Annotated in this window: 27 protein-coding genes; 11 read left to right on the top strand and 16 right to left on the bottom strand. The window is 64.3% G+C overall.

The genetic code is table 11. From position 1 onward, the window contains the following. The first annotated feature begins 32 nt into the window (after positions 1 to 32). The gene (locus GSQ75_RS01220; RefSeq protein WP_158752724.1) at positions 33 to 437 is read left to right on the top strand and encodes a hypothetical protein; all 405 of its coding nucleotides are present in this window, start codon (positions 33 to 35) and stop codon (positions 435 to 437) included. Positions 438 to 460: 23 nt separating this feature from the next. On the opposite strand, the gene GSQ75_RS01225 is transcribed toward GSQ75_RS01220, so the two are convergent. Continuing rightward, positions 461 to 1,579: an inorganic phosphate transporter gene (locus GSQ75_RS01225; RefSeq protein ID WP_158752725.1), complete on the bottom strand. Its 1,119-nt coding sequence runs from the start codon at positions 1,577 to 1,579 to the stop codon at positions 461 to 463. Between the two features lie 89 nt (positions 1,580 to 1,668). Beyond that, positions 1,669 to 2,298 (bottom strand): pit accessory protein, encoded by a 630-nt coding sequence (locus GSQ75_RS01230; RefSeq protein WP_158752726.1) that lies wholly within the window; start codon positions 2,296 to 2,298, stop codon positions 1,669 to 1,671. Positions 2,299 to 2,420: 122 nt separating this feature from the next. On the opposite strand from GSQ75_RS01230, the gene GSQ75_RS01235 reads away from it, so the two are divergent. After that, the gene (locus tag GSQ75_RS01235; protein WP_158752727.1) at positions 2,421 to 3,743 is read left to right on the top strand and encodes a hemolysin family protein; all 1,323 of its coding nucleotides are present in this window, start codon (positions 2,421 to 2,423) and stop codon (positions 3,741 to 3,743) included. A gap of 19 nt (positions 3,744 to 3,762) precedes the next feature. On the opposite strand, the gene GSQ75_RS01240 is transcribed toward GSQ75_RS01235, so the two are convergent. Then, positions 3,763 to 4,521 (bottom strand): RNA methyltransferase, encoded by a 759-nt coding sequence (locus GSQ75_RS01240; protein WP_158752728.1) that lies wholly within the window; start codon positions 4,519 to 4,521, stop codon positions 3,763 to 3,765. Positions 4,522 to 4,646: 125 nt separating this feature from the next. On the opposite strand from GSQ75_RS01240, the gene GSQ75_RS01245 reads away from it, so the two are divergent. Next, positions 4,647 to 5,450 carry an inositol monophosphatase family protein gene (locus GSQ75_RS01245; RefSeq protein WP_158752729.1) on the top strand — a complete coding sequence of 268 codons (804 nt, stop codon included), beginning with the start codon at positions 4,647 to 4,649 and terminating at the stop codon, positions 5,448 to 5,450. Between the two features lie 500 nt (positions 5,451 to 5,950). Here GSQ75_RS01245 and hda read toward each other — a convergent pair whose 3' ends face one another. The 3 genes from hda to GSQ75_RS01260 are packed head-to-tail and all read right to left on the bottom strand — an operon-like array spanning position 5,951 to position 8,815. After that, positions 5,951 to 6,658: a DnaA regulatory inactivator Hda gene (gene hda, locus GSQ75_RS01250; RefSeq protein WP_158752730.1), complete on the bottom strand. Its 708-nt coding sequence runs from the start codon at positions 6,656 to 6,658 to the stop codon at positions 5,951 to 5,953. After that, the gene (locus tag GSQ75_RS01255; RefSeq protein WP_158752731.1) at positions 6,655 to 7,824 is read right to left on the bottom strand and encodes an AI-2E family transporter; all 1,170 of its coding nucleotides are present in this window, start codon (positions 7,822 to 7,824) and stop codon (positions 6,655 to 6,657) included. Before GSQ75_RS01255 ends, hda begins: the two co-directional genes overlap by 4 nt. A 1-nt stretch (position 7,825) precedes the next feature. Next, positions 7,826 to 8,815 (bottom strand): DUF2066 domain-containing protein, encoded by a 990-nt coding sequence (locus tag GSQ75_RS01260; RefSeq protein WP_158752732.1) that lies wholly within the window; start codon positions 8,813 to 8,815, stop codon positions 7,826 to 7,828. Between the two features lie 151 nt (positions 8,816 to 8,966). Between GSQ75_RS01260 and purM the strand changes: the two genes are divergently transcribed. The 3 genes from purM to GSQ75_RS01275 are packed head-to-tail and all read left to right on the top strand — an operon-like array spanning position 8,967 to position 11,477. After that, positions 8,967 to 10,043, top strand: a complete 1,077-nt coding sequence (gene purM / locus GSQ75_RS01265; protein WP_158752733.1) for a phosphoribosylformylglycinamidine cyclo-ligase — start codon at positions 8,967 to 8,969, stop codon at positions 10,041 to 10,043. Between the two features lie 19 nt (positions 10,044 to 10,062). Then, a complete protein-coding gene (purN, locus tag GSQ75_RS01270) occupies positions 10,063 to 10,734 on the top strand; it encodes a phosphoribosylglycinamide formyltransferase (protein ID WP_158752734.1) in 672 nt (223 codons plus the stop codon). 35 nt (positions 10,735 to 10,769) lie between these two features. Continuing rightward, positions 10,770 to 11,477 carry a DUF3108 domain-containing protein gene (locus GSQ75_RS01275; RefSeq protein ID WP_158752735.1) on the top strand — a complete coding sequence of 236 codons (708 nt, stop codon included), beginning with the start codon at positions 10,770 to 10,772 and terminating at the stop codon, positions 11,475 to 11,477. Between the two features lie 36 nt (positions 11,478 to 11,513). Here GSQ75_RS01275 and GSQ75_RS01280 read toward each other — a convergent pair whose 3' ends face one another. The 3 genes from GSQ75_RS01280 to GSQ75_RS01290 form a co-directional block, all read right to left on the bottom strand. Then, positions 11,514 to 12,539 (bottom strand): HAMP domain-containing sensor histidine kinase, encoded by a 1,026-nt coding sequence (locus tag GSQ75_RS01280; RefSeq protein WP_158752736.1) that lies wholly within the window; start codon positions 12,537 to 12,539, stop codon positions 11,514 to 11,516. A gap of 23 nt (positions 12,540 to 12,562) precedes the next feature. After that, positions 12,563 to 13,294 (bottom strand): response regulator transcription factor, encoded by a 732-nt coding sequence (locus GSQ75_RS01285; RefSeq protein ID WP_158752737.1) that lies wholly within the window; start codon positions 13,292 to 13,294, stop codon positions 12,563 to 12,565. Positions 13,295 to 13,402: 108 nt separating this feature from the next. Then, entirely contained in the window at positions 13,403 to 14,014 is a 612-nt protein-coding gene (locus GSQ75_RS01290; RefSeq protein WP_158752738.1) for an arylesterase, read from the bottom strand. Between GSQ75_RS01290 and GSQ75_RS01295 the strand changes: the two genes are divergently transcribed. Genes GSQ75_RS01295 through GSQ75_RS01310 form a run of 4 tightly spaced genes read left to right on the top strand, consistent with a single transcriptional unit; the run spans position 14,013 to position 19,037 of the window. After that, positions 14,013 to 14,714: an ATP-binding cassette domain-containing protein gene (locus GSQ75_RS01295; protein WP_158752739.1), complete on the top strand. Its 702-nt coding sequence runs from the start codon at positions 14,013 to 14,015 to the stop codon at positions 14,712 to 14,714. The two genes, GSQ75_RS01290 and GSQ75_RS01295, sit on opposite strands and share 2 nt — an antisense overlap. Then, on the top strand, positions 14,711 to 17,194 hold the full coding sequence (locus tag GSQ75_RS01300) for an FtsX-like permease family protein (RefSeq protein ID WP_158752740.1): 2,484 nt from the start codon (positions 14,711 to 14,713) through the stop codon (positions 17,192 to 17,194). Before GSQ75_RS01295 ends, GSQ75_RS01300 begins: the two co-directional genes overlap by 4 nt. 44 nt (positions 17,195 to 17,238) lie before the next feature. Beyond that, positions 17,239 to 17,868 carry a glutathione S-transferase family protein gene (locus tag GSQ75_RS01305; protein ID WP_158752741.1) on the top strand — a complete coding sequence of 210 codons (630 nt, stop codon included), beginning with the start codon at positions 17,239 to 17,241 and terminating at the stop codon, positions 17,866 to 17,868. Positions 17,869 to 17,894: 26 nt separating this feature from the next. Further along, a complete protein-coding gene (locus GSQ75_RS01310; protein ID WP_158752742.1) occupies positions 17,895 to 19,037 on the top strand; it encodes an SLC13 family permease in 1,143 nt (380 codons plus the stop codon). A 13-nt stretch (positions 19,038 to 19,050) separates the two neighbouring features. Here the strand turns inward: GSQ75_RS01310 and GSQ75_RS01315 are convergent, their stop codons facing one another. The 6 genes from GSQ75_RS01315 to GSQ75_RS01340 all read right to left on the bottom strand — a co-directional run bounded on the left by GSQ75_RS01315 (position 19,051) and on the right by GSQ75_RS01340 (position 23,734). Beyond that, entirely contained in the window at positions 19,051 to 19,827 is a 777-nt protein-coding gene (locus GSQ75_RS01315) for a DUF4097 family beta strand repeat-containing protein (RefSeq protein WP_158752743.1), read from the bottom strand. 83 nt (positions 19,828 to 19,910) lie between these two features. Next, positions 19,911 to 20,723, bottom strand: coding sequence for a nucleoside triphosphate pyrophosphohydrolase (gene mazG, locus GSQ75_RS01320; protein WP_158752744.1), 813 nt, complete (start codon positions 20,721 to 20,723; stop codon positions 19,911 to 19,913). 4 nt (positions 20,724 to 20,727) lie between these two features. Next, positions 20,728 to 21,543 (bottom strand): 3'(2'),5'-bisphosphate nucleotidase CysQ, encoded by an 816-nt coding sequence (gene cysQ / locus GSQ75_RS01325; RefSeq protein WP_158752745.1) that lies wholly within the window; start codon positions 21,541 to 21,543, stop codon positions 20,728 to 20,730. After that, positions 21,540 to 22,097 (bottom strand): ADP compounds hydrolase NudE, encoded by a 558-nt coding sequence (nudE, locus tag GSQ75_RS01330; protein WP_158752746.1) that lies wholly within the window; start codon positions 22,095 to 22,097, stop codon positions 21,540 to 21,542. Before nudE ends, cysQ begins: the two co-directional genes overlap by 4 nt. A gap of 39 nt (positions 22,098 to 22,136) precedes the next feature. After that, the gene (locus GSQ75_RS01335; RefSeq protein WP_158752747.1) at positions 22,137 to 22,931 is read right to left on the bottom strand and encodes an inositol monophosphatase family protein; all 795 of its coding nucleotides are present in this window, start codon (positions 22,929 to 22,931) and stop codon (positions 22,137 to 22,139) included. After that, positions 22,928 to 23,734 (bottom strand): type II secretion system protein N, encoded by an 807-nt coding sequence (locus tag GSQ75_RS01340; RefSeq protein ID WP_158752748.1) that lies wholly within the window; start codon positions 23,732 to 23,734, stop codon positions 22,928 to 22,930. The genes GSQ75_RS01335 and GSQ75_RS01340 overlap by 4 nt, the downstream gene beginning before the upstream one ends. 67 nt (positions 23,735 to 23,801) lie before the next feature. On the opposite strand from GSQ75_RS01340, the gene GSQ75_RS01345 reads away from it, so the two are divergent. After that, a complete protein-coding gene (locus GSQ75_RS01345; protein ID WP_158752749.1) occupies positions 23,802 to 25,166 on the top strand; it encodes an adenosylmethionine--8-amino-7-oxononanoate transaminase in 1,365 nt (454 codons plus the stop codon). Between the two features lie 40 nt (positions 25,167 to 25,206). Here GSQ75_RS01345 and GSQ75_RS01350 read toward each other — a convergent pair whose 3' ends face one another. Beyond that, on the bottom strand, positions 25,207 to 25,530 hold the full coding sequence (locus tag GSQ75_RS01350; RefSeq protein ID WP_158752750.1) for a hypothetical protein: 324 nt from the start codon (positions 25,528 to 25,530) through the stop codon (positions 25,207 to 25,209). Positions 25,531 to 25,713: the final 183 nt, after the last annotated feature.

A 25,713-nucleotide genomic window follows, 5' to 3' on the forward strand; every position in this document is an offset into this window, starting at 1 on the left:
GTAGCAGCGCCTCTCGCCGCGGAAGTCGCACCATGCGCCACTTCGAAGCCGTGCGTTCCCATATCGGCAGCCAGCACGAGCTGCGCCATAACGATCCTTACCTGATCAGTTTCGACCTGAAACTGGCCCACGACCGGCACCAGGGCATCTATCTGGCCGAACTCGAGGACGAATCAGGCCGGCGCTACCTGCGTATCTCCACCCCGATCGGGCCGCTGGCCGGCACCGATCCCAGCCGCTGCCTGCGCTTCAACTGGCAGCAACGCACCGGTTTCCTGGCGGTCGCCGACCTGGATGGCTCGCCGTATCTGCATCTATGCGAAAACCGCCCCTACGAATTTCTCGACAGCGCCGAGCTGCAACGCGTGGTTGGCGAACTGGGGACGCTTGGCGACCAGCTGGAACAGATCGTCGTCAACGGCGGCGACGCGCTCTAGGAACCAGCGCCGACCTCAGAGCATCACAACTCGGTCGCGATAAGCCGCACCAGCCAGTAGGCCAGCAGCGCCGTGACCGGCAGGGTCAGGATCCACGCCCATACCATGCGCTCCACCACCGACCAGCGGATCGCGTTGAAGCGCTTGGCCGCGCCCACGCCCATGATCGAGGCGGACACGTTGTGCGTGGTCGACACCGGGATGCCGAACGCCGAGGCAGTGAGGATGACGATTGCGGAGCTGGTTTCGGCGGCGAAACCATTGATCGGATGCAGCTTGACCATCTTGTGACCCAGCGTCTTGATGATACGCCAGCCGCCACCGGCAGTACCGGCAGCCATGGTCAGCGCGCAGACCACTTTCACCCAGACCGGAATGGCGAAGCCGCCAGCGGTATCCTCGGCGATCCGCATGAACCCCAGCCACTGCGGCAGCTGGTCGAACTGATGCGCTGCGGTGCCGCCAGCCAGTGCCAGCGCGATGATGCCCATGCTTTTCTGGGCATCGTTCATGCCGTGCGCCACACCCATCGCGGTGGCCGAGACAATCTGCGCCTTGCCGAAAAAGAAGTTGACGAACGGCGTGCGTCCGAACCGGCGTGACCAGCCATGCCGATTGGCGAACCAGGCCAGCAGCGCATATAGGCCGCCCATCAACGCAAAGCTGATGATGAAACCGCTCAGCGGTGACAGCACCATCGGGATGATCACCTTGGGAATCACGCCATGCCCGGTGATCCAGTTGCCCTGCACCCAGATCACTGAACCGAAGTTGTTGCTGGAGGCGGCCAGTGCGGCGCCGACCAGCGAACCGACCAACGCATGGCTGGAGCTCGACGGTAGGCCCAGCCACCAGGTGATCAGGTTCCACACGATCGCTGCCAGCAAGGCACAGATCACCAGTTGCGGGCCCACATCGATCACCCCGGTGTTGATCAACCCCGAGGCGATGGTGGCCGCCACGGCAGTACCCAGCAAGGCGCCAAACAGATTGGTCACCGCTGCCAGCAGCACCGCCTGGCCGGGCGTGAGTACCTTGGTGGCGACTACCGTGGCAATCGAATTGGCGGTGTCGTGGAAGCCGTTGATATAGGTAAAGCCCAGTGCGATCAGCACTTCCGCCACGACCAGACCGAGACTCATGCGAAGTCTCCGTGGGCGACAAATTCAACCTGATCGAGTGTGCGTGTCACGACCGGGCAACACGTGAGGCAAGGCATCACGGCGCGCCCTCAGGAATTCTTCAGCACGATCGAATAGACGATGTTGCCGACATCGCGGCACTTGTCGATCGCTTTCTCGATCAGCTCGAACAGATCCTTCGCCAGCACCGCACGCATTACGTCGCCGCCTTCGACGTACAGCGTGCGGTAGGGCGACAACAGCATGCGGTCGCCTTCCGATTCCAGCGCCTGCAGGCGGTCCTGCAGCTTCTTCACCGGGTCGATGCGCAGGCCACGGCGCAGCTCGCCGATCATCTGGGCGACGACTTCGCTGGAGCGCTCCAGCACCAGCGCGCGCTGGGCGAATTCCACCCCGACCAGACGATCGGCGACGATCTCGTAACGCTCGGCGAATTTCTCGATCGTCTTGGGAATCTTGTACAACGCCGAATTCAGCGCCTCGATGTCCTCGCGATCGAGCGCGGTGACGAAGGTATTCACCAGCCCCTCGCTGATCTGTGCAGCCAGCTCCTTCTCGCGGGCACGGGTGGCCGTAAATGCAGCCATCACCGAGCCCTGGCCCGGCTTGCTCAACAGTTCATGCAGGGCCTTGGCGCTCTCGCAGACGGTGGCCGCGCTTTGTTCGAGCAGCCCGTAGAACTTGTCGCCTTTGCCGAAAATCGTCTGCAGTGAAAACATGCTGGCCATGCCTGAAGGGGGTGCGGAATGACAGGCATGTTACAGGACTGCCATGCTGCCCCGCACCACTACAGGCCGCGTACCCTTACACTGTGGCGCATGTCACCCCTATCATTGCCGCGATGCTGACCGAAATCGCGCTCGTCCTCGTGCTGGCCCTGTGCAACGGCTTTTTCGCGCTGTCGGAAATGGCGCTGGTCGCCTCGCGCAAGAGCCGGCTCAAGCAGATGGCGAAAACCAGCCGCCGCGCCGCACTGGCCCTGCGCCATGCAGAAGCACCCGAGCACTTCCTGTCCACCGTGCAGGTCGGCATCACTCTGGTGATGCTGAGTACCGGCGCGATCGCCGGCGATGCGCTCGGCGGCCACATCGCCGATGCCCTGAAGGCTGAGGGACTGGTGTGGCTGGCGCCGTACACGCGGATCCTCGGCATCCTGCTGGGTTTCGTGCTGATCTCGTTCATCCAGATCGTGATCGGCGAACTGGTACCCAAGCGACTGGCGCTGTCGGCGCCAGAACGGTTTTCGACATTCGCAGCGATCCCGATGCTGCTGCTGTCGCGGCTGACCGCACCGTTCGTGTGGCTGCTGAACGTGTCGAGCAACCTGCTGCTGCGGCTGCTGCGGGTCAACCAGCACGGCCGCGGCGTGGTCACCGAGGACGAGATCCGCCTGCTGGTGGCTGAGAGCGCCGAACAGGGTGTGCTCGACCCGGACGAACACAACATGGTCAACCGCGTGTTGCGCCTGGGCGACCGCACGGTGGACAGCGTGATGACGCCGCGCATGCGCATCGCGTGGCTGGACCTGGCCGCCACACGCGAAGAGAACATCGAGGTTTTGCGGCAGACGCCGTATTCGCGCTATCCGGTGTACCGCGGTGACGAGAGCGATGTGGTCGGCGTGGTCGAGGTCAAACGGCTGCTCCACGGCTTTGCCGACGGCAAGCTGGAGATGTTCGAGCACCTGTCCAAGCCGCTGTTCGTGCCAGCCACTGCGCGCGCGCTGGACTTGCTGGAAGAGTTCCGCGACGCCGAGACGCCGCTGGCGCTGGTGGTCGACGAGTACGGCGACATCGAAGGCGTGGTCACCGTCAACGACCTGCTGGCGGCGGTGGTCGGCGCCAGCCAGATCGGCCATGGCGGCGACGCCGAGGATGCCCCGATCGTGCAACGCGCGGACGGCAGCTGGCTGATCGACGGCAGCCTGTCCACCGATGACCTGCGCGAACTACTGCTGGTCGGCGAATTGCCCGGCGAGCAGGAACACGATTTCCGCACCGTCGCCGGCATGGTGATGACTGCGCTCGGTCATATCCCGCAGACCGGCGAAGTGTTCGCCTGGCATGGCATCCGTTTCGAGGTGGTCGACCTCGATGGCGCCCGCATCGACAAGCTGCTGGTCACCCCGGCGCATTCGCTCGAGCTATCGGACGACGAGCAGTAGGAGCGCACCCTGTGCAGGGCTATTTATGCTTCGCCAGCCCCGCCATGCGCTGGGCATCGGCGAGGATGCCGTGCAACACACGCAGCTCGCGCTCGTCCGGCTGGGCACGCTGGAACAGCTTGCGCAGCCGCAGCATGATCGTGGTTGGCTCGCGTCCCTTGTGGAATTCGATATCGTCCAGCGTCTGCGCCAGATGCCGGTAGAACTGCTCCATCTGCGCTGCATCGGCTGGTGGTTCGTCATGCATCGGCGGCAACGCTGCCGGTGCGTCGCCGAGCATCGCCACGCGCAGTTCATAGGCCATCACCTGCACTGCCTGTGACAGGTTGAGCGAGCTGAAATCATCCACGCTGGGAATCCGCACCATCGCATGGCAGCGCGCCAGCTCGTCGTTCTCCAGTCCGGTGCGCTCGTTGCCGAACACCAGCGCCACCTGCTCGCCGCGGGCCGCCGCAGCCAACACCTGTTGCGCCGCCTCACGCGGCGAGATTTCCGGCAAGGTCACGCCGCGCCGGCGCGCCGACAGGCCTAATGCCAAGCTGGTGCCGGCCAAGCTGTCGACCAGATCCGCATGGATACCCGCGTTGGCCAATACCTCATCCGCACCGGCGGCCAGCGCATTCGCCTCCCGATCGGGAAAGCGCGCCGGTGCCACCAGCTCCAGCCGCTCGAAACCCATCGTGCGGATCGCCCGCGCCGCACTGCCGATATTGCCCGGATGCGAGGTGCGCACCAGTACGTAGCGGATACGGGTGGCGAGGTCGTGTTGGTCGGTCATGCGATGCAGGCTAGGCGGTAAACAAGTGGCCAAGGATAGTGGCTTTCGGGTGACCGCGGCCCGGTCCGGGCCCGCCTCTGCTAGAATCGCCGGCCGCAACCCCGCTCTTTTGCAAAGTCGAAACCATGGCCAGACCACACGTCACGATCGCGGCGCGCGCCGCGCGTTCAGCAGGCAACGTGATCCTGCGCTACATGAACCGCATCGACGGCCTCAATATCGTCGAGAAGCAGCAGTTGGACTTCGTCTCCGAGGTCGACAAGCTGGCCGAGGCGGAGATCATCAAGGAACTGCGCCGCGCCTATCCTGACCACGCGATCCTCGCCGAGGAAAGCGGCGCGACCGGCAAGGGCCCACTGACCTGGGTAATCGACCCGCTCGACGGTACCCACAACTACCTGCGCGGCATCCCGCACTTCAGCGTGTCGATCGCGCTGCTGGAAAAGGGCGTGCCGATCCACGCGGTGGTGTTCGACCCGCTACGCGACGAGCTGTACACCGCCAGCAAGGGTGACGGTGCCTATATCAACGATCGCCGCATGCGCGTGTCCAAGCGCGAGAATCTCGGCGGCGCGATGATCGCCACCGGCTTCCCGTTCCGCCAGCGCGAACATCTGGTGCCGCAGCTCGACATGACCCGCGCGATCCTCGGCCAGGCCGAAGACATCCGCCGCTCCGGCTCCGCCGCACTCGACCTGGCCTATGTCGCCGCGGGCCGCTACGACGGCTATTTCGAGATCGGGCTGAAGCCGTGGGACATGGCTGCTGGCGTCTTGCTGGTGCACGAAGCCGGTGGCCGCTACTGCGACTTCGCCGGCCGCGACGGCATCCCTGCCAGCGGCAACATCATCGCCGGCAACCTCAACGTGGCGAAAGCCATGGTCGACGCGATCGGTCAGCAAGCGACACCGGGGTTGCTCAAGGCTTGAGAGCTGCCGTGAAACTTCGCATATTTGCATGCTTCTTGGCAGTAACCTCAGTGACGACGGGATGCTCGCAAAAGGCCCCGGCGTCGGTCTGCAACCCTAGTGATGATCTGGCCGCACTGAAATTGCTGCAACCACCGAACGCCCCGAACGACGCGCGCCTTAACTTCGCCCGAGGTGATCATCGGTTGCTCGGCATCAATGCCGGTGTCGGGCTGGCGGTTCCCGGACTGGCTGGTAATCCTGACGAGTCCGGGTACGGACTTCGAACGATCGATAGCAACGATGTGTCATGCAGCCCACAAGAACATCAGATCAAGATCGATGCTTGGAATTACGCGCGTAGATATAATCACCAAATGATGTTGCTTTGGCAGCCAAGCAAGAACACATCGGCAACGAGTGCTCCTATCGCAAGGAAACCCAGCTGAGCCGCTCGCAGGAAATGTTTCGACATCGACTCATTCCCGAACCCGGTCTCCGGGCTAATCACGCTCAGCCCATCAAGATGACTCCGGGCCGCCATCTCGCAATACACTACGTAAAAACGGAATGGTAATTCGCCGTTGCGCCGCCAACGACGCCACATCCAGCTTGTCCAGCAAATCGAGCAACGCGCCCAGATCACGCGCATAACGCGCGAACAACCAATCCAGCACGCCGTCGTCCAATTCGATGCCACGTGAGGCCGCCTGCGCTTTCAGCACGACGCGGCGTTCGTCATCATCAAGCGGCTTCAGCGCGAATTGGGTGCAGGCGCCGAGACGCGAGCGCAAGTCGGGCAGGCCGATACCCAACTGGGTCGGCGTGGTATCGGCAGCGAACAGCAACCCGCTACCTTCGGCGCGGGCGCGGTTGTAGAGATCGAATAGCGCGTGCTCGGCTTCGCGGTTGCCGGCGATCGCGCCGAGATCATCCAGCGCCAGCAACTCGCTGCCGGCCACGCCGCGCAACGCCGCCGCATGATCGGCAATCGTTGCCAATGGCAGGTATTGCACGCGCCTTCCGGCAGCGTTCGCTGCCTGGCACGCCGCCATCAGCAGATGACTGCGGCCGCTGCCGTTGGCGCCATGCAGGTAAACCCAAGCTGCGCCAGGTTCAAGCGCCAAGGCCTGCACCGCGGCCAGCGTAGCGGCGTTGGCACCGGCGTGGAAATGTTCGAAGCGCTGGCGACGGGGCCAGCGCAGGGCAAGCGGCAACTGCGGAATCATGGGGCGGCCCGATCATCCTTGGGCGGCATGACCGTGGTCTCGACCTCACCGTCGCGATGCACGGTGACGTCCACTTCGGCGATGACCGGATCGTCTGGCCCCTCCTCGTTGTACAGCTCGCTCATCCGGTAGCGTTCGAGCAGGTAGCGCAGCAACACCATGATCACCGAGGCCGCCGGCAGCGCCAGCAGCACGCCGAGGAAACCGAACAGCGAACCACCCGCCAGCACCGCGAAAATCACCGCCACCGGGTGCAGGCCGATTTTTTCACCGACCAGCCTGGGCACCAGCACATAGCCTTCCAGTAACTGGCCGACCACGAAAACGCCACATACCAGCAGCACGTGCGTCCAGTCGCCATATTGCACCAGCGCGGCGATGATCGCGGCGACAAAACCGACGATGAAGCCCAGGTAAGGCACGAAGCTGAGCAGGCCGGCGACCATGCCGATCAGCGGACCCACGCTCAGTCCAACCAGGGTCAGCCCGGCACCGTAGAACACGCCCAGCGCCAGCATCACCAGTAGCTGGCCACGCACGAACGCACCGAGTACCTTGTCGGACTCGCGCGCCAGATGGGCAATCGTGGGCTGGATCGAGCGCGGCAACATGCCGTCGATCTTGGCCACCAGCCGGTCCCAGTCACGCAGCAGGTAGAACGCCACCACCGGGATCAGCACCAGGTTGGTCATCCACATCACGATGCCGAGCCCGGAGCGCGACACCTTGCCCAGCACCGTCGAGACCACCCCGCCGATCGAGCCCAGATGCGCCTTGATCGCGGCCAGCAGGCGATCGCTGTCGAACATGCGCGGATCCAGATGCAGGCGTGCCTGCAGCCACGGCCACGCAGTGCCCTGCGCCCATTCGCCGTAGCGCGGCAGATTTTCGATCACGTTCTCGACCTGCCGCGCGATCAACGGAATCAGCAGCAACAGCACGCCAACCAGCACAACCATCAACACCATGAACACGATCGTGGCCGCCCAGGCACGGTTCAGCCCAAGCCGCTCCAGTCGATCGGCCAGCGGATCGCCCAGATAAGCCAGCATGGCAGCGACCGCGAACGGCATAAGCACCGGCGACAGCAGCCAGATCAGGTAGACGATGACCGCCGCGATGGCGAACAGCTGCCAGCGCCGGAAAGTGTGCTTGTCGTGATTCACCCTAGTGCCCCGATACCCAGCGCAGGTTGGCGTCGGCGCCCTCATGCGGCTCACTCTGCAGCAGCAGGCGACCGCCGGCGGCGAGGTTCGCAGCCAGTCCGCTCATCGGCAGGGCTGCCTTGACGTACAGCAGCACGCCGTCGTTATCAGCACCCAGGGTCATCACCTGGCGCACCGACGGGTCGGCACGCAGGATGGCCAGCAGGTCCGCGTAATCCATCGCCGATGTCAGCCCGCTCACCCACAGCTTGCCGTCGGTGACGCTGGCGCTGACCACATTGAGCTGCTTGCCGAGGCGATCGACCATGCTGTTACCGGCCGTACCCAGCAACGTGTCCTCGGTGGCGCCCTGGCTGCTCCAGTGCTGTGCCTGGCCGCCGGAAATCAGCGTCCAGTCGGCACCCCCCGCATGCAGCTTGCCGAGCAGTACCAGACCAGTGTGGTATTGCTGGTTGACCGCTGCCAGCGCGGCCGGATCAGCCGCAGCAAGCTTCGCCATGTCCGGTGTGCTGCTTGTCTCGGGGTAGGTGACGTTGGTGCCGCGTGCCGCCGCTGCCGAAGCCAGACTGGCGAGTGCGGCCTGGTCGAACAGGCCACCGTCCGTGCCTTGCACCAGCAGCAAGACCGCCGGTTTGATGCCAGCGCTGGCTACACCCAGCTGCGCCACCAGCCGACGTACCGAGCCTGGCTCGAAGTCCACGGCCAGCGCCAGTCCGGTCGCGGTGCGCTGGTACTGGAATTTCTGCACGATCGAGCCGGCGTTGCCCACCGCATCGGCATAACCGGCATTGCTGCGCAGGTCCTGCCCACCCGCAACCCGTGTCAGTACCTGCCCGAGTGCGGTGGCGAACGCCAGGTTGCGCTGGGTGTCGTTGGTGTCGGTGACCGGCACCGTGACCGAATAGGGCGAGCCGGAGGTTTGCGCATGCAGCGACGGCAGCATGGCAAAACCCAGCAGCAAGGTGACGATCAACAGGCGTGACAGGCGCATGGACGTGGGTATCTTCTGGGGAAAGCTCCGGGGAAGTCTGCCCAATCGCGCCCCCAGCGTCCATCGAAGCCGTCTCATGGCCACCCATGCGGATCAGCAAGCCTTCCACAAGCTGCTAAACTTGCGCGTTTAATCCATGCCGGTTTTCGCCATGTCTGACGCCCTCACCTACCGCGCCGCTGGCGTCGATATCGACGCTGGCAATGCGCTGGTCGAACGCATCAAACCGCTGGTCAAGCGCACCTTCCGTCCCGAGGTCATGGGTGGACTGGGCGGCTTCGGTGGCCTGTTCGACCTGTCTGGCCGCTATAAGGAACCCGTGCTGGTATCCGGCACGGATGGCGTCGGCACCAAGCTGAAACTGGCACAGGTTCTCAACCGGCACGACACGATCGGCATCGACCTGGTCGGCATGTGCGTCAACGATGTGCTGGTGCAGGGTGCCGAGCCGCTGTTCTTCCTCGACTACTTCGCCACTGGCAAACTGGATGTGGATACCGCGGTCGCCGTGGTCGGTGGCATCGCGAAGGGCTGTGAACTGGCAGGCTGCGCACTGATCGGCGGCGAGACCGCTGAGATGCCGGACATGTACCCGCCGGGTGAATACGACCTGGCCGGTTTCACCGTCGGTGCCGTTGAGAAGTCGCAGATGCTCAGCGGCGACGCAATCGTCGCCGGGGACGTGATCCTCGGCGTGGCCTCGTCGGGTCCGCACTCGAACGGCTATTCATTGGTCCGCAAGATTCTCGAGCGCGCCGGCAGCCCATTGGACCTCGACCTCGGTGGCGTGAAGCTGGCCGACGCGCTGATGGCGCCGACCACGATCTACGTGAAGTCGATGCTTGAGCTGCTGAAATTGAATGCGAGTCCCTCGCAAAATCCCGCACATGGATGTGCGGACTCTTCAATTTCGGTACACGGCATGGCCCACATCACCGGTGGCGGCCTCAAGGAAAACATCATCCGCGTGGTGCCGGACGGCCTCGGCATCGCACTGGATGCCAGCACGATCGTGCTGCCGCCGGTGTTCGACTGGCTGATGCGCGAGGGCAACGTGGCGCGCGAGGAAATGTGGCGCACGTTCAACTGCGGCATCGGCTTCACCGTGATCCTGCCGCGCGATGCCGTCACTGCAGCCTCCGCGCTGCTGGCGAAGCACGGACTGGCCAGCTCGGTGATCGGTGCCGTCGTGCCCGCACAGGGCGACGAACGCGTGCGGATCGGCTGACCCTGCCGGCTCGTTCTCGATGACCGCACCACTGCCCCGCGTCGCCGTGCTCGCCTCCGGGCGCGGCAGCAATCTTGCCGCGCTGCTCGATGTGCGCGCGCGCGGCGAACTGCCGGTCGATTTCGCGCTGGTCGGCAGCGACAAGGCGACCGCTGGCGCGCTGCGCCTGGCTGAAGCAGCCGGCATCCCCACGCTGGCACTCGATCCGCGCAGCTATCCGGATCGGCGCGCATTCGATCTGGACCTGTTCGCCCGCATCACCGCCAGCGGTGCGGAGTGGCTGGTGCTGGCCGGCTTCATGCGCATCCTCGACGGCGAGGCACTGGCGCCATGGGTTGGCCGGATGATCAACATCCATCCCTCGTTGCTGCCGAAATACCGCGGCCTGCATACCCATCGCCGTGCACTGGAAGCCGGTGATCGCGAACATGGCGCCAGCGTGCACTTCGTCACCGCCGAGCTGGATGGTGGCCCGGTGATCGCACAGGCACGCCTCGCGATCGAAGCCGGCGACGATGAGCACCAGCTGGCACAGCGACTGCTGCCCCTGGAGCACCAATTGCTGCCGGCGGTGCTGCGCCTGCTGACCAGCCAGCGGCTGCAATGGAATGACCACGCCGCGCAGTTCGATGGCCAGCCACTGCTGGCCCCGCTGGACTTGGGCGATCACAGCCTGCTGTCAGCGGAGTGATCCACCGTTCAGCCCCGCGCCGGCAGACTCGACGCATGACTATCCGACCCCTGCTCGCCCCTCTTCTCGGCCTCGGCCTGCTGTTTGGCAGTCAGGCTGCCTTCGCCGCCACGCCCACCAGCTTTACCGCCCACTACAACGTGTCGCAAGGTGGCGAGCCACTGGGTGTCGCCACTATCACCCTGCGCGCCGCCGGCAACGGCGAATGGAACTACAGCGAGGATGTGCAGGGCACCGCTGGTCTTGCCGCCATGCTGGGCGCCAGCACGAAAGAAACCTCGCGATTCCACTGGAAAGGCGATGTACCTGAAGCGGTCAGCTACAACTATCAGCGGCAGATGGCCGGCAAGAACAAACAGCGCCAAATGCTGGTCAACTGGGCGAAACAGCAGGTAACCGTCGACGAAGGCAAGGGCCCCAGCACGTATGCGGCCGTTCCCGGCATGGTCGAGCGCAACACCACGCCACTGGCATTGGGACTGGCCTTGCGCGATGGCCAGCAGCAGATCGCATTGCCGGTTGCCGTGCGGCAGGGCGTGCAGACGCAGAACTTCAAGGTAACCGGCAAGGAAACCGTCAAGGTCCCCGCCGGCAGCTTCAATGCCGTGCGGGTCGATCGCACCGACGCCGAGCGCGGTTTCAGTGCGTGGTATGCGCCGGATCGTTACCTGCTGCCGGTAAAACTGTCCCAGCACGATGGCGGCGACATGGTGATGGAGCTGGTGAGCTACAGCCAGCACTGAATCGATCGCACACTGGGCGGGTCGCCGTGATGGCCCTTACGTTGTTTGCACCGAATCCCGTGGCACTTCGGCCGGCAGTGGGTGCGGAAAACGGATTCGGGCGATATTTTGATGCCCGGTCCGTGTCTGCAATTCCAGCGGCCACGCAAAACGCTCGCTGATACGCTGAGCGATTGCCAGTTCAAAACCATGCCGATCCGCACCATGTGTGCGCAATGGACGGGACGTATCGCCGGGGATCGCCGGATCTGCGTGGTTGCTCACGCTCACCGCGCCTGGCAATACAGTGATTACCACGCGACCCTGCTCGGTCTGCTGGCAGGCATTGCGAATCAGTTGCCAGCACAACACTGAAAATACCCTTGATGACCCCTGCAGGGCAAAGCGGGCTGGCTCCTCCAGCTGCAGCTCGATCGGACGGCCGACCAACAATTCGCGGGCAGATTCCAGCTCCAGTCGCAGCACGTCGTTGACGATGAATCGCTCGCTGTCGAGACCGACATCAGACTCACGCGCGAGAATCAGCAGCGCCTCGACCAGCGCCTCCATCTCCAGCGTGGCACGCTTGATCCGGCGCATCGATCGGGCGCCGAACTCGCTGATGCCCTCTTCTTCGGCCAGCATATCGACCGACATCTTGATGACGGTGAGCGGACTGCGCAGCTCATGGCTGGCATCACGGGTGAAGTTGCGTTCGCGCTGGTTGTAACCGGCAATGCGTGCGGCAAAACCCTGCAGTCCACGTGCCAGCGAGGCGACATCGGCATCGCTGTGGGTGGACAGCTGGTCCAGGTGCAATGCCTCCAGGTCGGATTGCTGGCCATCCCAGCTGCTGACCAGCCGCGCCAGCGCACGCACCGGCCGCCACTCACGGCGGGTGGCGAACCAGGCGAGCATGGTCGTAATCACGATCGCCGCGATCACTGCTGCCGTCGGCGCGACGTTGTAGATGCCCATCACGCAGATGATCGCCACCGCAAGCAATTGCAGCCCGAACACCCACGCGATGCGCCGGCGAAAGGCACCCACTCGAAAAGTGACTGCTTTGACCCTGCTATCCATGACCATCTTTCACCGTTCCAGCTTCACGCTGTCTGGACGGTCGACGCCACCTCCGACTCAAGGTCCGCGAGGCGGTAGCCGGCCGAATGGATGGTGTGTAACAGGGGCCGTGCGAAGGGTTTGTCTATGACTCGGCGCAGGTTGTACAGATGCGAGCGCAAGGTATCCGAGTCGGGCAATGTATCGCCCCATATCTCGCGTTCGATATCGCGCCGGCTGACCACTCGCGGCGACTCGCGCATCAGGATCGCCAGCAACTTCAGGCCGATCGGTGACACCACCAGCTCCTGGCCTTCGCGGGTCAACCGCAGCGTGGCGGTATCCAGCGTCATGTCACCGACCGTGAGCACTTCGGTAGAAACCTGGCGACGGTCGCGGCGGATCAGGGCACGCAAGCGTGCTTCCAGCTCGCGCACCTCGAAGGGTTTCACCAGATAATCATCGGCGCCAGCCTCGAGGCCAACCAGCTTGTCGTCCAGCGTGTCGCGCGCGGTCAGCATCAGTACCGGGGTGGATTTCTTCGCTTCCTTGCGCAGCTTGCGGCAGACCTCCAAGCCATCCAAGCCAGGCAGCATCAGGTCCAGCACGATCACGTCGTAGCTGTTGGACACCGCCAGATGCAGGCCACTGACCCCATCGGCGGCATAGTCAACCGAATAACCGCGCCGTTCGAGAAATTCGCCAACCATCTCCGCGATCTGGCGATTGTCCTCAACCAGAAGAATCAGTCCCGCTTGCTCGTCATGCATCGTCATAATCGTCCCCGCCTCTTTGATTTCACATATGTGAAGATCTAACCGCCTACGGGGTGACCGTCGCGTGAAATGGGCCGCCGGCGGTTCAGAACACGTTCGGGCTTACGCTCATTGCAGCAGCGGTTGCAGTTGCTTCCACACGGTGTCGAGCACCTTCGGCTCCGCGCTGGCGACCGGATGCAGGCCGTCGTCCTGCATCAGCGCAGGGTCAAGCGCAACGCCATCGAGCAAGAACGGCACCAGTGCGGTGTGCTTGGTCTGGGCCAGCTCCGTATAGACCGCGCGCAGGCCATCGCGGTACTGCGGGCCGTAGTTCACCGGCAGCTCGATGCCGATCAGCAGCACCCTTGCCTTCGCCTGCTGCGCCATGTCGATCATCGCCGTGAGGTTGTCGCGCAAGGCCGGCAGCGAAAGTCCCTGCAAGCCATCGTTGGCGCCCAGCTCAAGCACCAGCACCGCCGGATGGTATTTCTGCAGCAACGCCGGCAAGCGGTTGCGGCCGCTCAATGAGGTCTCGCCACTGATGCTGGCATTGACCGCGGCCCACTTCGGCACCATGTTGCCTAGACACGCATCCAGCAGATGCACCCAGCCGGACTCGATCGGTATGTTGTGCGCGGCGGACAACGAGTCACCCAGCACCAGCACGGTTTTCGGTGGCGCCGCCTGGGCGCTGCCGATGCCGCACAGAAGTATCAATAACCAAAGGCACCGACGCATGAGTGATTCTTCCCGTCCACTTCTCGAAGCCTGCGATGTTAGCAAGTCGGTCAGCGGCCCCGAGGGAAGACTCGACATCCTGCACGAGGTCAGCCTGCAGATCCTGCCCGGCGAGAGCTTCGCCATCGTCGGCGCCTCCGGCTCCGGCAAGACCACCCTGCTCGGCCTGCTGGCCGGGCTGGACACACCGAGCAGCGGCCGCATCAAGCTTGACGGCCATGCGCTGGAACAACTGGATGAGGAGGCGCGCGCGGACCTGCGCCGGCGGCTGGTCGGCTTCGTGTTCCAGTCGTTCCACCTGCTGCCGGCACTCACCGCCGAAGAAAACGTGATGCTGCCGCTGGAACTTGAAGGCAGCGTCGATGCTCGCCTGCGGGCACGCGCCGCACTCGATGCAGTGGGGCTGACTCCGCGACGACGACACTATCCGGCCCAGCTTTCCGGCGGCGAGCAGCAACGCGTGGCGATCGCCCGCGCCTTCGTGCATGGTCCGCGCGTGCTTTTTGCCGACGAGCCCACCGGCAACCTCGACCAGCGCACCGGTCATCACATCTGCGACCTGCTGTTTGCACTCAACCGCGATCACCACACCACCCTGGTGCTAGTGACCCACGATGCGACGCTGGCCGCACGCTGCGATCGGCGGATCGAACTGGAAGAAGGCCGCGTCGTACTGCCTGCTGCGAGCGCGCAAGCATGAAGCTCCTGCTGCTCGCTCTGCGCAGCCTGCGCCGTGAATGGCACCTGCCGGAGCTGCGCACCCTGGCTGCCTCGCTGGTACTGGCCGTCGTCGCGCTGGGCGTGGTCGCTACGCTGGCAGTGCGGATCGAACGCGGCATGCTGGCCAGCGCGGCCGAGTTGATCGGCGGCGACATCGGTATCGAGTCGCCGCAGACCTTGCCGGACACCTTTGCCACCGAGGCAAGCCGACACGGCCTGAGCATGACCAACACCGCGAGCTTTCCCAGCGTGGCGTTTGCTCATCAGCAAACCCAGCTGCTCGATGTGCAGGCCAGTGACCAGCACTATCCACTGCGTGGCACGCTGGAGTTGGGCGATGCCGCCGGCCACTCACGCAACGGCCACGCACCGGCGACGGGCGAGATCTATCTCGATCATCGCGCCCTGGTCGCATTGAATCTCGAGATCGGCCAGCAGCTGCAGCTCGGCGGCCGTGAACTGACCATTGCCGCCGAGCTGCTGCGCCAGCCGGACGGCGGCGAGCTGCTCGCGCTGGCACCGCGTGCGCTGATGAATCTGGCCGACGCCGAACAGGCCGGCCTGCTCGGCGTCGGCAGCCGTGCGCACCATCGACTGCTGCTGGCCGGTGAGCCAGCGGCGGTCCAAGGCTGGCGCGACTGGGCGCAATCGACCGCGTTGCCGCAGGGCGCCGAACTGATCACGCCGGAGCAGACTCAGGAACGCATGCGCACGGCGTTCGATCGGGCCGGTGCCTTCCTGCGTCTGACCGCGCTGCTGTCGGCACTGCTGGCTGGTGTGGCCATCGCGCTGTCCGCGCAACGCTACGCACGGCGCAAGACTGCCGAAGTGGCCCTGCTACGCGCGCTGGGTACCTCGCGACGACGCGTGCTGGGCCTGCTGCTCGGCACGCTGGGCGCTCTCGCCCTGCCCGCAACAGCACTCGGCCTACTGCTGGCGCTGGGGCTGTCGCAGCTGGCGTGGTTGCTCGCCAGCCAGTTGTTCAGCAGCGTGCCGACCGTGCTCCCGCTGGCACCATCGTTTGCCGCCGCGGCGATGGGCATCGCCGTGCTGATCGGCTTTGCCCTGCCGCCGCTGGTACGGCTGGCCGAGGTGCCTCCGGTAGCCGTATTCCGCCAGAGCGTGACGCGGCGGGCACGGCGTTTCGATGCCTTGTATCTGATTCCCATGCTGGTCGCGCTGGCTTTGATCTGGAGCCAGAGCCACTCGCTCAAGCTGGCCGGCATTCTCGCCATCAGCCTGTCCGGTGTCGCGGCGGTCGCAGCCTTGCTGGCTGCATTGCTGCTGTGGGTTGCCCGGCGCGTGGCGCCCGGCGCGCATCCGGCCTTGCGGCTCGGTCTCGCTGCGCTGGCGCGACGACGGACGCTGAGCCTGATCCAGGCGACCGCGCTCAGTCTGGGCCTGTGCGCGCTGTTGCTGCTCGCCGTCGTGGCACCGGCACTGTTGCAGGGTTGGCGCCAGGAGCTGCCGCCGGATACGCCGAACTGGTTCGCCCTGAATCTGCAGGGCGACCAGCGCGCCGGCTTCGAGAAAGCACTCGCCGGCATTGGTGGCGGCAAACTCAACATGATGCCGCTGGCCGTGGGCAAGCTCACGGCCATCAATGGCAAGCCGGTCAATACGATCACTTTCGCCGATGAGCGCGCCAAAGATTCGGCCGATCGCCAGCTGCGCTTGTCATGGGCCAGCGCATTGCCACCCAGCAATGAGGTGATCGCTGGCCAGTGGGAGGAAGCACATCCACCCCAGGCCGAGGTCTCGATCGACACCATGTGGCGCGACATGTTCGCGTTGAAGATCGGTGACACGCTGAGCTTCAACGTCGGCGAAGGCAGCATCGACGCTCGGATCAGCAGCATCCGCAAGGTCGACTGGAGCTCATTCCGGGTCAACTTCTTCCTGCTGCTCGACCCGGATCATGCCGGCAACCTGCCGCATACCTGGCTGGCCAGCTTCTACCTGCCGCGCGGCCATGCCAACCAGTTGGCGCAGTTGTCGCGCGACTACAGCAACCTCAGCCTGATCGATGTCGACTCGCTGCTCGACCGCGTGCGCGAGATCGTCGACCGCGTCGGCAACGCCGTACGCTGGATCCTCGGCTTCAGCCTGCTCGCCGGTGCGTTGGTGCTAGCGGCCGCGCTGGCCGCCAGTGCGGCCGAACGACGCCATGAAGCCGCACTGCTACGCACGCTCGGCGCACGCCGAAATCAACTGCGCGTCGCCGCGGCCTGCGAATTCGCGCTGCTCGGTCTGATCGCCGGCATCACCGCTGCGATCGGCGCTGCCGGTGCCGGGCTGTGGCTGAGCCACGCGGTGTTCCATATCGATGGCTTCGTGCCACCGCTGTGGCCGCTCGCGCTCGCTGCGCTCGCTGCCGCCTTCGTGGTCATGCTGCTGGGGCTGGCTGGGACACGGAAGGTGACCCACACCTCGCCGATGCGGTTGTTGCGGGAAGGATGAACCACCGCCAAGATCACGCCATCCCGCACTCTGACGGAGGCTTCATGTACGCGCTTTACTACTCCCCCGGCACCGCCAGCATGGTGGTGCACCTAGCGCTGCTGGAGATCGGTGCACCGCATGAATTGCGGCTGGTCGATTTCGATACGAAGGCGCAGCACGATCCGGACTACCTGAAGCTCAATCCGCGCGGCGTGGTGCCGACCCTGGTGATCGATGGCCGCCCCCTGTCGGAGTCGGCGGCATTGCTGATGGTGCTGGCCGAGCGTCACCCGGAAGCGAAGCTGGCACCACCGACAGGCACACCGGAGCACGAGGCGTGGCAGCAGTGGATCGTCTATCTCAGCAATACGCTGATGTCGACGTATCGCTTCTGGTTCTATCCACCAGAGCTGGGTGCTGCGGAGCACACACCAGAAGTGCGCGCTGCCCTGCAGCGCAAGATCGAAGGTGTATGGGATCTGCTCGATGCACAACTCGCCGCGCATGGACCGTATCTGCTGGGCAAGGAATTTTCCGGCGCCGACCTGCTGCTGACCATGCTGATGCGCTGGTCGCGCAACATGCCACGTCCAGTGACTGAGTGGCCCGCGCTGAAAAGACTTGCCGATCTTGTACGCGCACGCCCAAGCTGGCAGAAGCTCTACGAGATCGAGGGACTCAGCGAGTGGTGACGTGCATGCCAGCCGGTTGCTGACGCATGCGTGACGCGGACGCTTCACCCGCAACCTCATCGTCATGGATGCAGAAGCTGCAGGCCGAATGGCTGTTGCTGCTGTTCGGTGCGTTGACGATCGCGCTGGCCCTGCTCGACCCACAGCCGCTGGCGAAATACCAGCGCTGGCTGCAGTTGCCCACGCTGGCCGGCCTGATGGGCTTGTTGATCGCGATCCAGGGCATCCGCGACAGCGGCCTGGTGCAGCACGCAGCGGTCGCGGTGATAGCGCGCGCGCATTCGCTGCGCAGCCTCGGCTTGCTGCTGGTAACGGCGACGGCATTGCTGTCGATGGTGCTGACCAACGACGTCAGCCTGTTCCTGATCGTGCCGCTGACGCTGGCGATTGGCGGCATGTCGAACCTGCCGGTGCTGCGCATGGTGGTGCTGGAGGCGTTGGCGGTGAACGCGGGCTCCACCCTGAGCCCGATCGGCAACCCGCAGAACCTGCTGCTATGGCAGCACTCGTCGATGCCGTTCCTGCATTTCACTCTGGCGATGCTGCCAGCGGCGGCCGTAATGTACACGCTGGTGGCAGCGTTCACCTGGCTATGGCTGCCGCGCGACCGGATCGAACTGGCGCCAGAGAAGATCGATGGCCAGGTGACTTCCGGCCGGCTCGGCGTATGGTCGACAGCCGCCCTGGCCGGCATGGTGCTGCTGATGGAATACCACCGGGCGCCGCTGGGTGCCGCGCTGCTGCTGGTGCTGTTCGCCCTGCTGGCACGTTCGAGCCTGGCGCGGATCGACTGGCTGTTGCTGCTCACCTTTGCGGCGATCTTTCTGGGGCTGGGGCACTTCGCTGAACTGCCCTTGATACGGCACGGGCTGGATCAGCTCGATTTCCGCCAACCGCCGATCCTGTATGCCAGCGGCATCATCATTTCGCAATTGATCAGCAATGTGCCAGCGACGGTGTTGCTGCTCGACCGCACGCCCGATGCGATTGCGTTGGCAGTTGCGGTAAACGTGGGCGGCTTCGGCCTGGCGATCGGTTCGCTGGCGAACCTGATCGCGTTGCGTCTGGCGAAACAACCAGGCGGCCTGCGGCTACTGCATCTGGTGTCGATTCCATTCCTGCTGATATGCGCGCCGCTGGTGTATCTGGCCTGGTGCTGGCTGGGTTGAGGATCCCGCCATATCAGTCATCGTCGTCGTGCGGCACGCTGACCTTGCCCTTCACGCCGGAATGCTTGACGTCGCCGCTGCCCTTGGCACCGAGGCTGAAATCACCAGCCACATCGCTTACGGTGAAGTCACCGGAACCCAGCGTGTCGGCATGCACGCTACCACCAACCTTGCGCAGCACCACATCACCCGAGCCGACGCTGCCGACCCTGGCATCGCCCGTGACGCCTGTAGCCTTGAAATCCCCAGAACCAACCGAACCCAGATCCAGACTGCCGATATCGGTCGCATCCACATCACCCGAGCCAACGCTGGTAGCGAATTTGCCGGACACCTGGTGCACGTGCAGATCACCCGAACCGACGTTGCTTTGCAACTGCTGCACGCCACTAACGTCGGCATCGCCGGAACCAACGCTGACTGTCACCGGCAGGCTAGCCGGCAGCTGCACGGTGACCTCGAGATTTGCGTAGGAGTTGCCGAACAGGCTGAAGCTGAAGTGGTTATCGCCACCGATGTCGAGCAGCAGCTGATCACCCTCGCGTCGCTGGGTGACCTGCAAATTCTCCAGCGCCGACTTGTCCGAAGCGCAGGCACGGCCGTTGAGCGTCAGGCCCTTCTCACTGAGGTTGCCAATCAGGTGCAGAGTCTGGTTATGCACTTCGATCTGCACGGCGCGAACCCCCGCCAGATCGAGCTGCAGATTACGCGGCGCTTCGTACTTGCACGAAGTGGCGGCGAAGGCGGCGAATGGGGCCAGCAACAGGGCTGCGGCAAAAAGACGGCGCATGGTGAGTTCCTTGGATGATCGACAAGGCATGAGATGCCGCTGGCAGCCAAAGGGTTGCAACCATGGCGCGGCATCACGCAGTTTCAGGACTCGCGCTCAATCGCCTTGGCGCATTGCCACAACTGCTCCTGTTCGGCGAGCGTACGCTCGCTGAACGCGCCGCCCTCGGCCGTCGCCAGTTGCTCCATCTGCCGGAAGCGCCGCTCGAACTTCGCGTTGGCATGGCGCAGCGCACGCGAGAAATCGACCTTGGCATGACGCGCCAGGTTCACCATCACGAACAGCACGTCGCCGATTTCATCTTCCAGCCGCGCCGGATCGGCACCGTCTGCGAACTCGGCGCGTACCTCTCCCACTTCCTCGGCCAGCTTGGCCAGCACCGGCTGCGGATCGGTCCAGTCGAAACCCGTGCTGGCCGCCCGCTGCTGCAATTTCAGCGCGCGCTTCCATTCCGGCAATCCCGATGAAATACCGGCCAGTGCGCTGGGATCGGCCGGCTCGCCCTTGCTGGCGCGTTCGGCCGCCTTGATGTCTTCCCACGCCTGCTTCTGCGCCTCGACGCCGGCATAGCGCACGTCACCGAACACATGCGGATGGCGGCGGCGCATCTTGCTGCTGATCGCATCGGCGACATCGGCAAAATCGAACAATCCGGCCTCCTTCGCCATCTGTGCATGGAACACCACCTGCAGCAGCAGATCGCCCAGCTCGTCGCGCAGGTCATCGAAATCGCCGCGGTCGATCGCATCGGCGACCTCGTAGGCCTCCTCGATCGTGTACGGTGCTATCGAAGCGAAATCCTGCTGCACGTCCCACGGACAACCGCGCTCGGGATCGCGCAGGCGCGCCATGATGGCGAGCAGGTCATCGAGGCTATAGCGGCGATCGTCGCTCACCGGATCATTCACAACCAGCCGCGCGCAACCGCGCAGCCCAGTCAACCGAAGGGTCGCCGACGGCGATGAACTCGGGATTGAGCAGCGATTCGCCGCGGTTGTAGCGGAACACGCGCCCTTGCAAGTCCATCACCGCACCGCCAGCTTCCTGCAACACGCATTGCGCAGCAGCGGTATCCCATTCGCTGGTCGGGCCGAGGCGCAGATAGACGTCTGCGCCACCACGTGCGATCAGACAGAACTTCAACGAGGAACCCAGCGGCACCAGCTTATGCTCGGCGCCGAGCAAAGCCTGCAACATTGAATCCTGCAGGCTGCCGTGCGAGCGGCTGCCAGCCATTACCGGCGGCTGCGCCAGCACACGCGCCTCGATACGTTGCCAGTCGCCACCAGCTTGGGCCTGCAGCCATGCACCATGGCCTTGCTCGGCGATATACAACTCGCCAGTCACCGGCGCCAGCACCACGCCCAGCACGGACTGGTGATCGTCGATCAATGCGATGTTGACGGTGAACTCGCCGTTGCGCTTCACGAATTCGCGGGTGCCATCGAGCGGATCGACCAGCCAGTAACGCGACCAGTGCTGACGCTCGGACCAGGCCAGCGCCTTGGCCTCTTCCGACAACACTGGCAGCACCGGCTCAAGCTTGGCCAGCGCGGTCATGATGACCTGCTGCGCCGCCAGGTCCGCCGCCGTCAATGGCGAAGCGTCCGCCTTGGTCTGCACCGCGAAGTCGCTGTGATAGATCGCCAGGATGGCTTCGCCGGCAGCGCGGGCAATCTCACCAATCTGCCGTGCAAACGCAGGAGGCGTGCTCATGCGCGCTGAAAGCGCCCGGCGAGGTACTCGCGGGCCATGAACAACGCGGCGATCGAGCGCCCTTCGGTCACGTCATCGCGACCAAGCAAGGTATGCAGTTCGGACATTTTCCATGGCACCACGTCAAGCTCCTCGGGTTCATCACCGACCAGTCGCTCGGGATACAGATCCTGTGCCAGCACCACATGTGCCATATGCGTCATGTACGAGGGCGACAGCGACAGGTTGTGCAGAATCTTCAGCCGACGCGCGCCGTAGCCGATCTCTTCCTTCAGCTCGCGCTCGGCGCCCTGCTCGGCTGTCTCGTCCTGATCCAGCCGGCCCTTCGGCAGGCCAAGCTCATAACGGCCGACGCCGGCACCGTATTCGCGCACCAGCAGCACGGTCTCGTCGTCGAGCATCGGCACGATGATCACCGCACCCAGGCCACCGCCCTTCAGACGCTCGTAGGTGCGGCGTTCGCCGTTGGAGAATTCCAGATCGAGCTGCTCGACATGCAGGAAGTGGCTGTTGTCGACGTCACGCGTGGCATGGATGATCGGTGGCTTGCGCATCCGGCCATTCTAGCGCGGCGGCCGCCACGACGCAGGCGATCATGGCACCGTGCCGGCATCCCTGCGCAACCGCTGTAACGCCTGTGGGTGTATCGCCGGCGTACCGGCCAGTACGCTGCGTGTGTCCAGCGTCAATGCTGCGCCCTCCAGATCGGTGAACACACCACCGGCCTCGCGCACGATCACCGCCAGCGCAGCGATGTCGAGGATATTCACGTCCGACTCGATCACCAGATCCAGCGAGCCACGGGCCAGCAGGTGGTAATGACAGAAGTCGCCGTAGCCGCGGATGCGATTGCTGTCGCGGATCAGCACACCGAGCGCATCCCAGCGTGCATCGGCGGTCAGCGTCTTGACGTTGCCGGTGGAAATCGATGCCTCGCTGATCGCGTTGGTCTCCGCTACCCGTACACGCTCGCCGTCGAGCCATGCGCCGCCGCCGGCGGTGGCCCACATCGTCTCGCCGTAGATCGGTGCACTGGATACGCCGAGCACCAGCTCGTTGCCATCCATCAAGGCAATCTGGGTGGAGAAGAACGGCGTGCGTCGCACGAAGCTCTTGGTGCCGTCGAGCGGATCGACCAGCCACAACAGGCCACCGCGCTCGCCTTCGAGTCCAAACTCCTCGCCATAGATCGCCGCCTGCGGCAACGCCGCCTGCAGGATCTGCCGGATCACGCGCTCGGCCTCGCGATCGGCGACCGTCACCGGCGTTGCATCGGGTTTCAGCTCCACTTCGACCCCGCGGTGCCAGTAGTGCCGGATCACGTCGGCGGCCGCAGCGGCCGCTTCGCGTGCGGCAGTCAGTGCCGACACGGCCATCTCGGAATTCATGGTGGTTTCGTGCCCTGGTTGGTGGCAGCCGCATCAGGCAAAGCACCCGCCAGTCCGCCGCTGCGTTGGATATGTACATCGCCCTTAGCATCCGGCTGCCCCAGCCCGGCCAGCCAATGATGTAACGCCGGGTCAGTGTGTCGGGCATGCAGTGTCGCGTCCAGCCGCCAGCCGAGCGGGCTCAGTTGCAGCTGGCCATCGACCTGCAGCGGGCCGTGCCCATCATCGTGCCATTGCGCCTGGATCACGCCTTCCTGCGCCTGTGCCTGCCCGTGCAGATTGCCCAGGACCACGTCACCGTTTCGCGTATGCATGGTCGCGCCCTTCCATTCTGCCTGCGCCTGCAGCTGCAGCGGCCAGCCGCCTTGCAGCAAGGCATGATCGACCCTCAGAAGCAGTTTGCCGCGCGGCTGGCCCAGCGGCAGGTTTGTTGGAGGCAGCAATGCCGCGAGTTCGGCGCGAATGTTCACACCACGCCATTCAATCCGGTGGTCCGGAAGCCCCTGCATTTCGCCCGAAAAATCGAGTGGTGCTCCGTGCAAGTTCAACTGCGTTTGCACTTCCCCGAACAACGCGCGTCGCGACAGTTTCCATTGCAGCTGTCCTAGCGGACGACCAGTGGGTGTCATCACCTGCCCGGCCTGGCCATCCCACAGCAAGCCCTGCACTTGTTGCAGGCGCAACCCGTGCAGTTGCGGCCCGATCCACGGCAGTACCCAACGTACCGGCAGAAACCACAGCAGCAGGGCTGCAGCCAGCACCAGCACACCGAGGCCGACCAGGCATTTTCGCAGGTACTTCAAATGTCGATTTCCGGGATGAGCCGTGTTCGGGCTTGAGTGCCCCTCGTGGAGCGCCGATGATAGCCGGATGACCATACCCACAAGCAGCAATGCCGCGCTCGCCGTGCGCGACCTGAAACACCTTTGGCATCCCTGCACGCAGATGCATGACCACGAAAGCGTCCCGATGGTACCAATCGTACGTGGCGAAGGCGCGTGGCTGATCGACGCCGATGGCCGCCGCTATCTGGATGGCATCAGCTCGTGGTGGACCAACCTGTTCGGCCACGCCAATCCGCGCATCGCCGCCGCGCTGGCCGCACAAGCGAGCACGCTGGAGCACGTGATCTTTGCCGGCTTCACCCATGAGCCAGCGATCGAGCTGGCCGAGGAGCTGGTGCGCATCACACCGCCCGGGCTGGATCGCGTGTTCTACGCCGACAATGGCTCGGCGGCGATCGAAGTGGCGCTAAAAATGAGCTTCCATTACTGGCTCAATCAGGGGCATGGTGAGAAGACCCGTTTCATCGCGCTCAGCGGCAGTTACCATGGTGAAACGCTGGGTGCGCTGTCGGTGAGCGACGTAGCGCTGTACCGCAAGACTTATGCACCGCTGCTGCTGACGCCATTCCTCGCACCATCGCCGGATGCGTACGAGGGTGAACCGGGCGAATCGCCCGAGCAGACGGCAACGCGTCGTCTAGGCGAGATGCGCGCGCTACTGGAGCGTCACGCCCACGAGACCTGTGCCGTGATCATCGAGCCGCTTGTGCAATGCGCCGGCGGCATGCGTATGTATCACCCCAGTTACCTGACTGGCCTGCGCATGCTCTGTGATGAGTTCGCGGTGCATTTCATCGCAGATGAGATCGCGGTCGGCTTCGGCCGTACCGGCACACTGTTCGCCTGCGAGCAGGCCGGCGTATCACCGGATTTCATGTGCCTGTCAAAGGGGCTGACCGGTGGCTTCCTGCCACTGTCGGCGGTGCTCACCACCACTCAGATCTATGAGGCGTTCTACGCGGAATACAGCGCCGGCAAGGCCTTCCTGCATTCGCACAGCTACACCGGAAACCCGCTGGCTTGCCGGGTGGCACTGGAAACACTGGCAATTTTCTGCGACGAACCAGTACTCGAACGCAATCGACAGCTCGCCGCGCATCTGGCGCGTCGCCTGGAGCCATTACGCGAGCATCCGCATGTCGCTGATGTACGCCAGACCGGCATGATCGCGGCGATCGAGCTGGTTGCCGACAAGGCCAAACGGCGCCCGTTTCCAGCAGCGGAGCGGCGTGGCCTGCAGGTTTATCTGCATGGCCTGCAACATGGCGCGCTGCTGCGTCCACTTGGTGATGTGGTGTACTTCATGCCGCCCTACGTGGTCAGCGAGGCCGAAATCGACCTGCTGGTGGACGTCGCGGTTGCCGGCATCGAACGCGCAACAGAGGACTGAACTGCAGCCTCACCTATCACAGCCTCACTGAAGCACGGCTTCAGTGAATGGATGGGTCGAGCATGCGCAGGGCCTGCGCATTGTTGATCGCACCGGTGTTCTGCAGATCCTGCCGGCTATAGCTGCGGCCGGTTGCCGCCTGCAGACATTGCCCTTTCTTCGCTGGAATCAGGCTACCGGTATCGCGAATGCAATTGCGATCACCCGGCTTGATAACCTGATGACCCTGCATAGCATCGGCTTGACTGGAGGGCGTGTTGTCACTCGGGCTGGCTACCTGCGCAGACGCGCTCTGCGCGACAGCCAGTGCGCTGACGCCCAAGCTGACAACCAGCGCGAGCGAAATGACCGTTGTCTTGAGCATGACGTACACCTCGTTGATGCCTGCATAACCTGCTACTTAATCCTGCCCCCAACGCAGCCGACAAGCAAGACATGCCATACGGGCATCTCGCTGGCATTCAGCTAACCCGGCTAGCCGCTGCGCTTCGAGCGCCTGCGCCACGTCGCCTCCGCTATGCTTGTGTTTTGCATGATCGCGACGTCC

It is taken from the genome of Dyella sp. S184 (assembly GCF_009766065.1).
GTDB lineage: Bacteria > Pseudomonadota > Gammaproteobacteria > Xanthomonadales > Rhodanobacteraceae > Rhodanobacter.

Excerpts from the sequence above, each read along its gene's own strand:
- GSQ75_RS01220 (WP_158752724.1), top strand. The coding sequence starts at position 33 with ATGCGCCACTTCGAAGCCGTGCGTTCCCATATCGGCAGCCAGCACGAG.
- GSQ75_RS01225 (WP_158752725.1), bottom strand. The coding sequence starts at position 1,579 with ATGAGTCTCGGTCTGGTCGTGGCGGAAGTGCTGATCGCACTGGGCTTT.
- GSQ75_RS01230 (WP_158752726.1), bottom strand. The coding sequence starts at position 2,298 with ATGTTTTCACTGCAGACGATTTTCGGCAAAGGCGACAAGTTCTACGGG.
- GSQ75_RS01235 (WP_158752727.1), top strand. The coding sequence starts at position 2,421 with ATGCTGACCGAAATCGCGCTCGTCCTCGTGCTGGCCCTGTGCAACGGC.
- GSQ75_RS01240 (WP_158752728.1), bottom strand. The coding sequence starts at position 4,521 with ATGACCGACCAACACGACCTCGCCACCCGTATCCGCTACGTACTGGTG.
- GSQ75_RS01245 (WP_158752729.1), top strand. The coding sequence starts at position 4,647 with ATGGCCAGACCACACGTCACGATCGCGGCGCGCGCCGCGCGTTCAGCA.
- hda (WP_158752730.1), bottom strand. The coding sequence starts at position 6,658 with ATGATTCCGCAGTTGCCGCTTGCCCTGCGCTGGCCCCGTCGCCAGCGC.
- GSQ75_RS01260 (WP_158752732.1), bottom strand. The coding sequence starts at position 8,815 with ATGCGCCTGTCACGCCTGTTGATCGTCACCTTGCTGCTGGGTTTTGCC.
- purM (WP_158752733.1), top strand. The coding sequence starts at position 8,967 with ATGTCTGACGCCCTCACCTACCGCGCCGCTGGCGTCGATATCGACGCT.
- purN (WP_158752734.1), top strand. The coding sequence starts at position 10,063 with ATGACCGCACCACTGCCCCGCGTCGCCGTGCTCGCCTCCGGGCGCGGC.
- GSQ75_RS01275 (WP_158752735.1), top strand. The coding sequence starts at position 10,770 with ATGACTATCCGACCCCTGCTCGCCCCTCTTCTCGGCCTCGGCCTGCTG.
- GSQ75_RS01280 (WP_158752736.1), bottom strand. The coding sequence starts at position 12,539 with ATGGATAGCAGGGTCAAAGCAGTCACTTTTCGAGTGGGTGCCTTTCGC.
- GSQ75_RS01285 (WP_158752737.1), bottom strand. The coding sequence starts at position 13,294 with ATGACGATGCATGACGAGCAAGCGGGACTGATTCTTCTGGTTGAGGAC.
- GSQ75_RS01295 (WP_158752739.1), top strand. The coding sequence starts at position 14,013 with ATGAGTGATTCTTCCCGTCCACTTCTCGAAGCCTGCGATGTTAGCAAG.
- GSQ75_RS01290 (WP_158752738.1), bottom strand. The coding sequence starts at position 14,014 with ATGCGTCGGTGCCTTTGGTTATTGATACTTCTGTGCGGCATCGGCAGC.
- GSQ75_RS01300 (WP_158752740.1), top strand. The coding sequence starts at position 14,711 with ATGAAGCTCCTGCTGCTCGCTCTGCGCAGCCTGCGCCGTGAATGGCAC.
- GSQ75_RS01305 (WP_158752741.1), top strand. The coding sequence starts at position 17,239 with ATGTACGCGCTTTACTACTCCCCCGGCACCGCCAGCATGGTGGTGCAC.
- GSQ75_RS01310 (WP_158752742.1), top strand. The coding sequence starts at position 17,895 with ATGCGTGACGCGGACGCTTCACCCGCAACCTCATCGTCATGGATGCAG.
- GSQ75_RS01315 (WP_158752743.1), bottom strand. The coding sequence starts at position 19,827 with ATGCGCCGTCTTTTTGCCGCAGCCCTGTTGCTGGCCCCATTCGCCGCC.
- cysQ (WP_158752745.1), bottom strand. The coding sequence starts at position 21,543 with ATGAGCACGCCTCCTGCGTTTGCACGGCAGATTGGTGAGATTGCCCGC.
- nudE (WP_158752746.1), bottom strand. The coding sequence starts at position 22,097 with ATGCGCAAGCCACCGATCATCCATGCCACGCGTGACGTCGACAACAGC.
- GSQ75_RS01335 (WP_158752747.1), bottom strand. The coding sequence starts at position 22,931 with ATGAATTCCGAGATGGCCGTGTCGGCACTGACTGCCGCACGCGAAGCG.
- GSQ75_RS01345 (WP_158752749.1), top strand. The coding sequence starts at position 23,802 with ATGACCATACCCACAAGCAGCAATGCCGCGCTCGCCGTGCGCGACCTG.
- GSQ75_RS01350 (WP_158752750.1), bottom strand. The coding sequence starts at position 25,530 with ATGCTCAAGACAACGGTCATTTCGCTCGCGCTGGTTGTCAGCTTGGGC.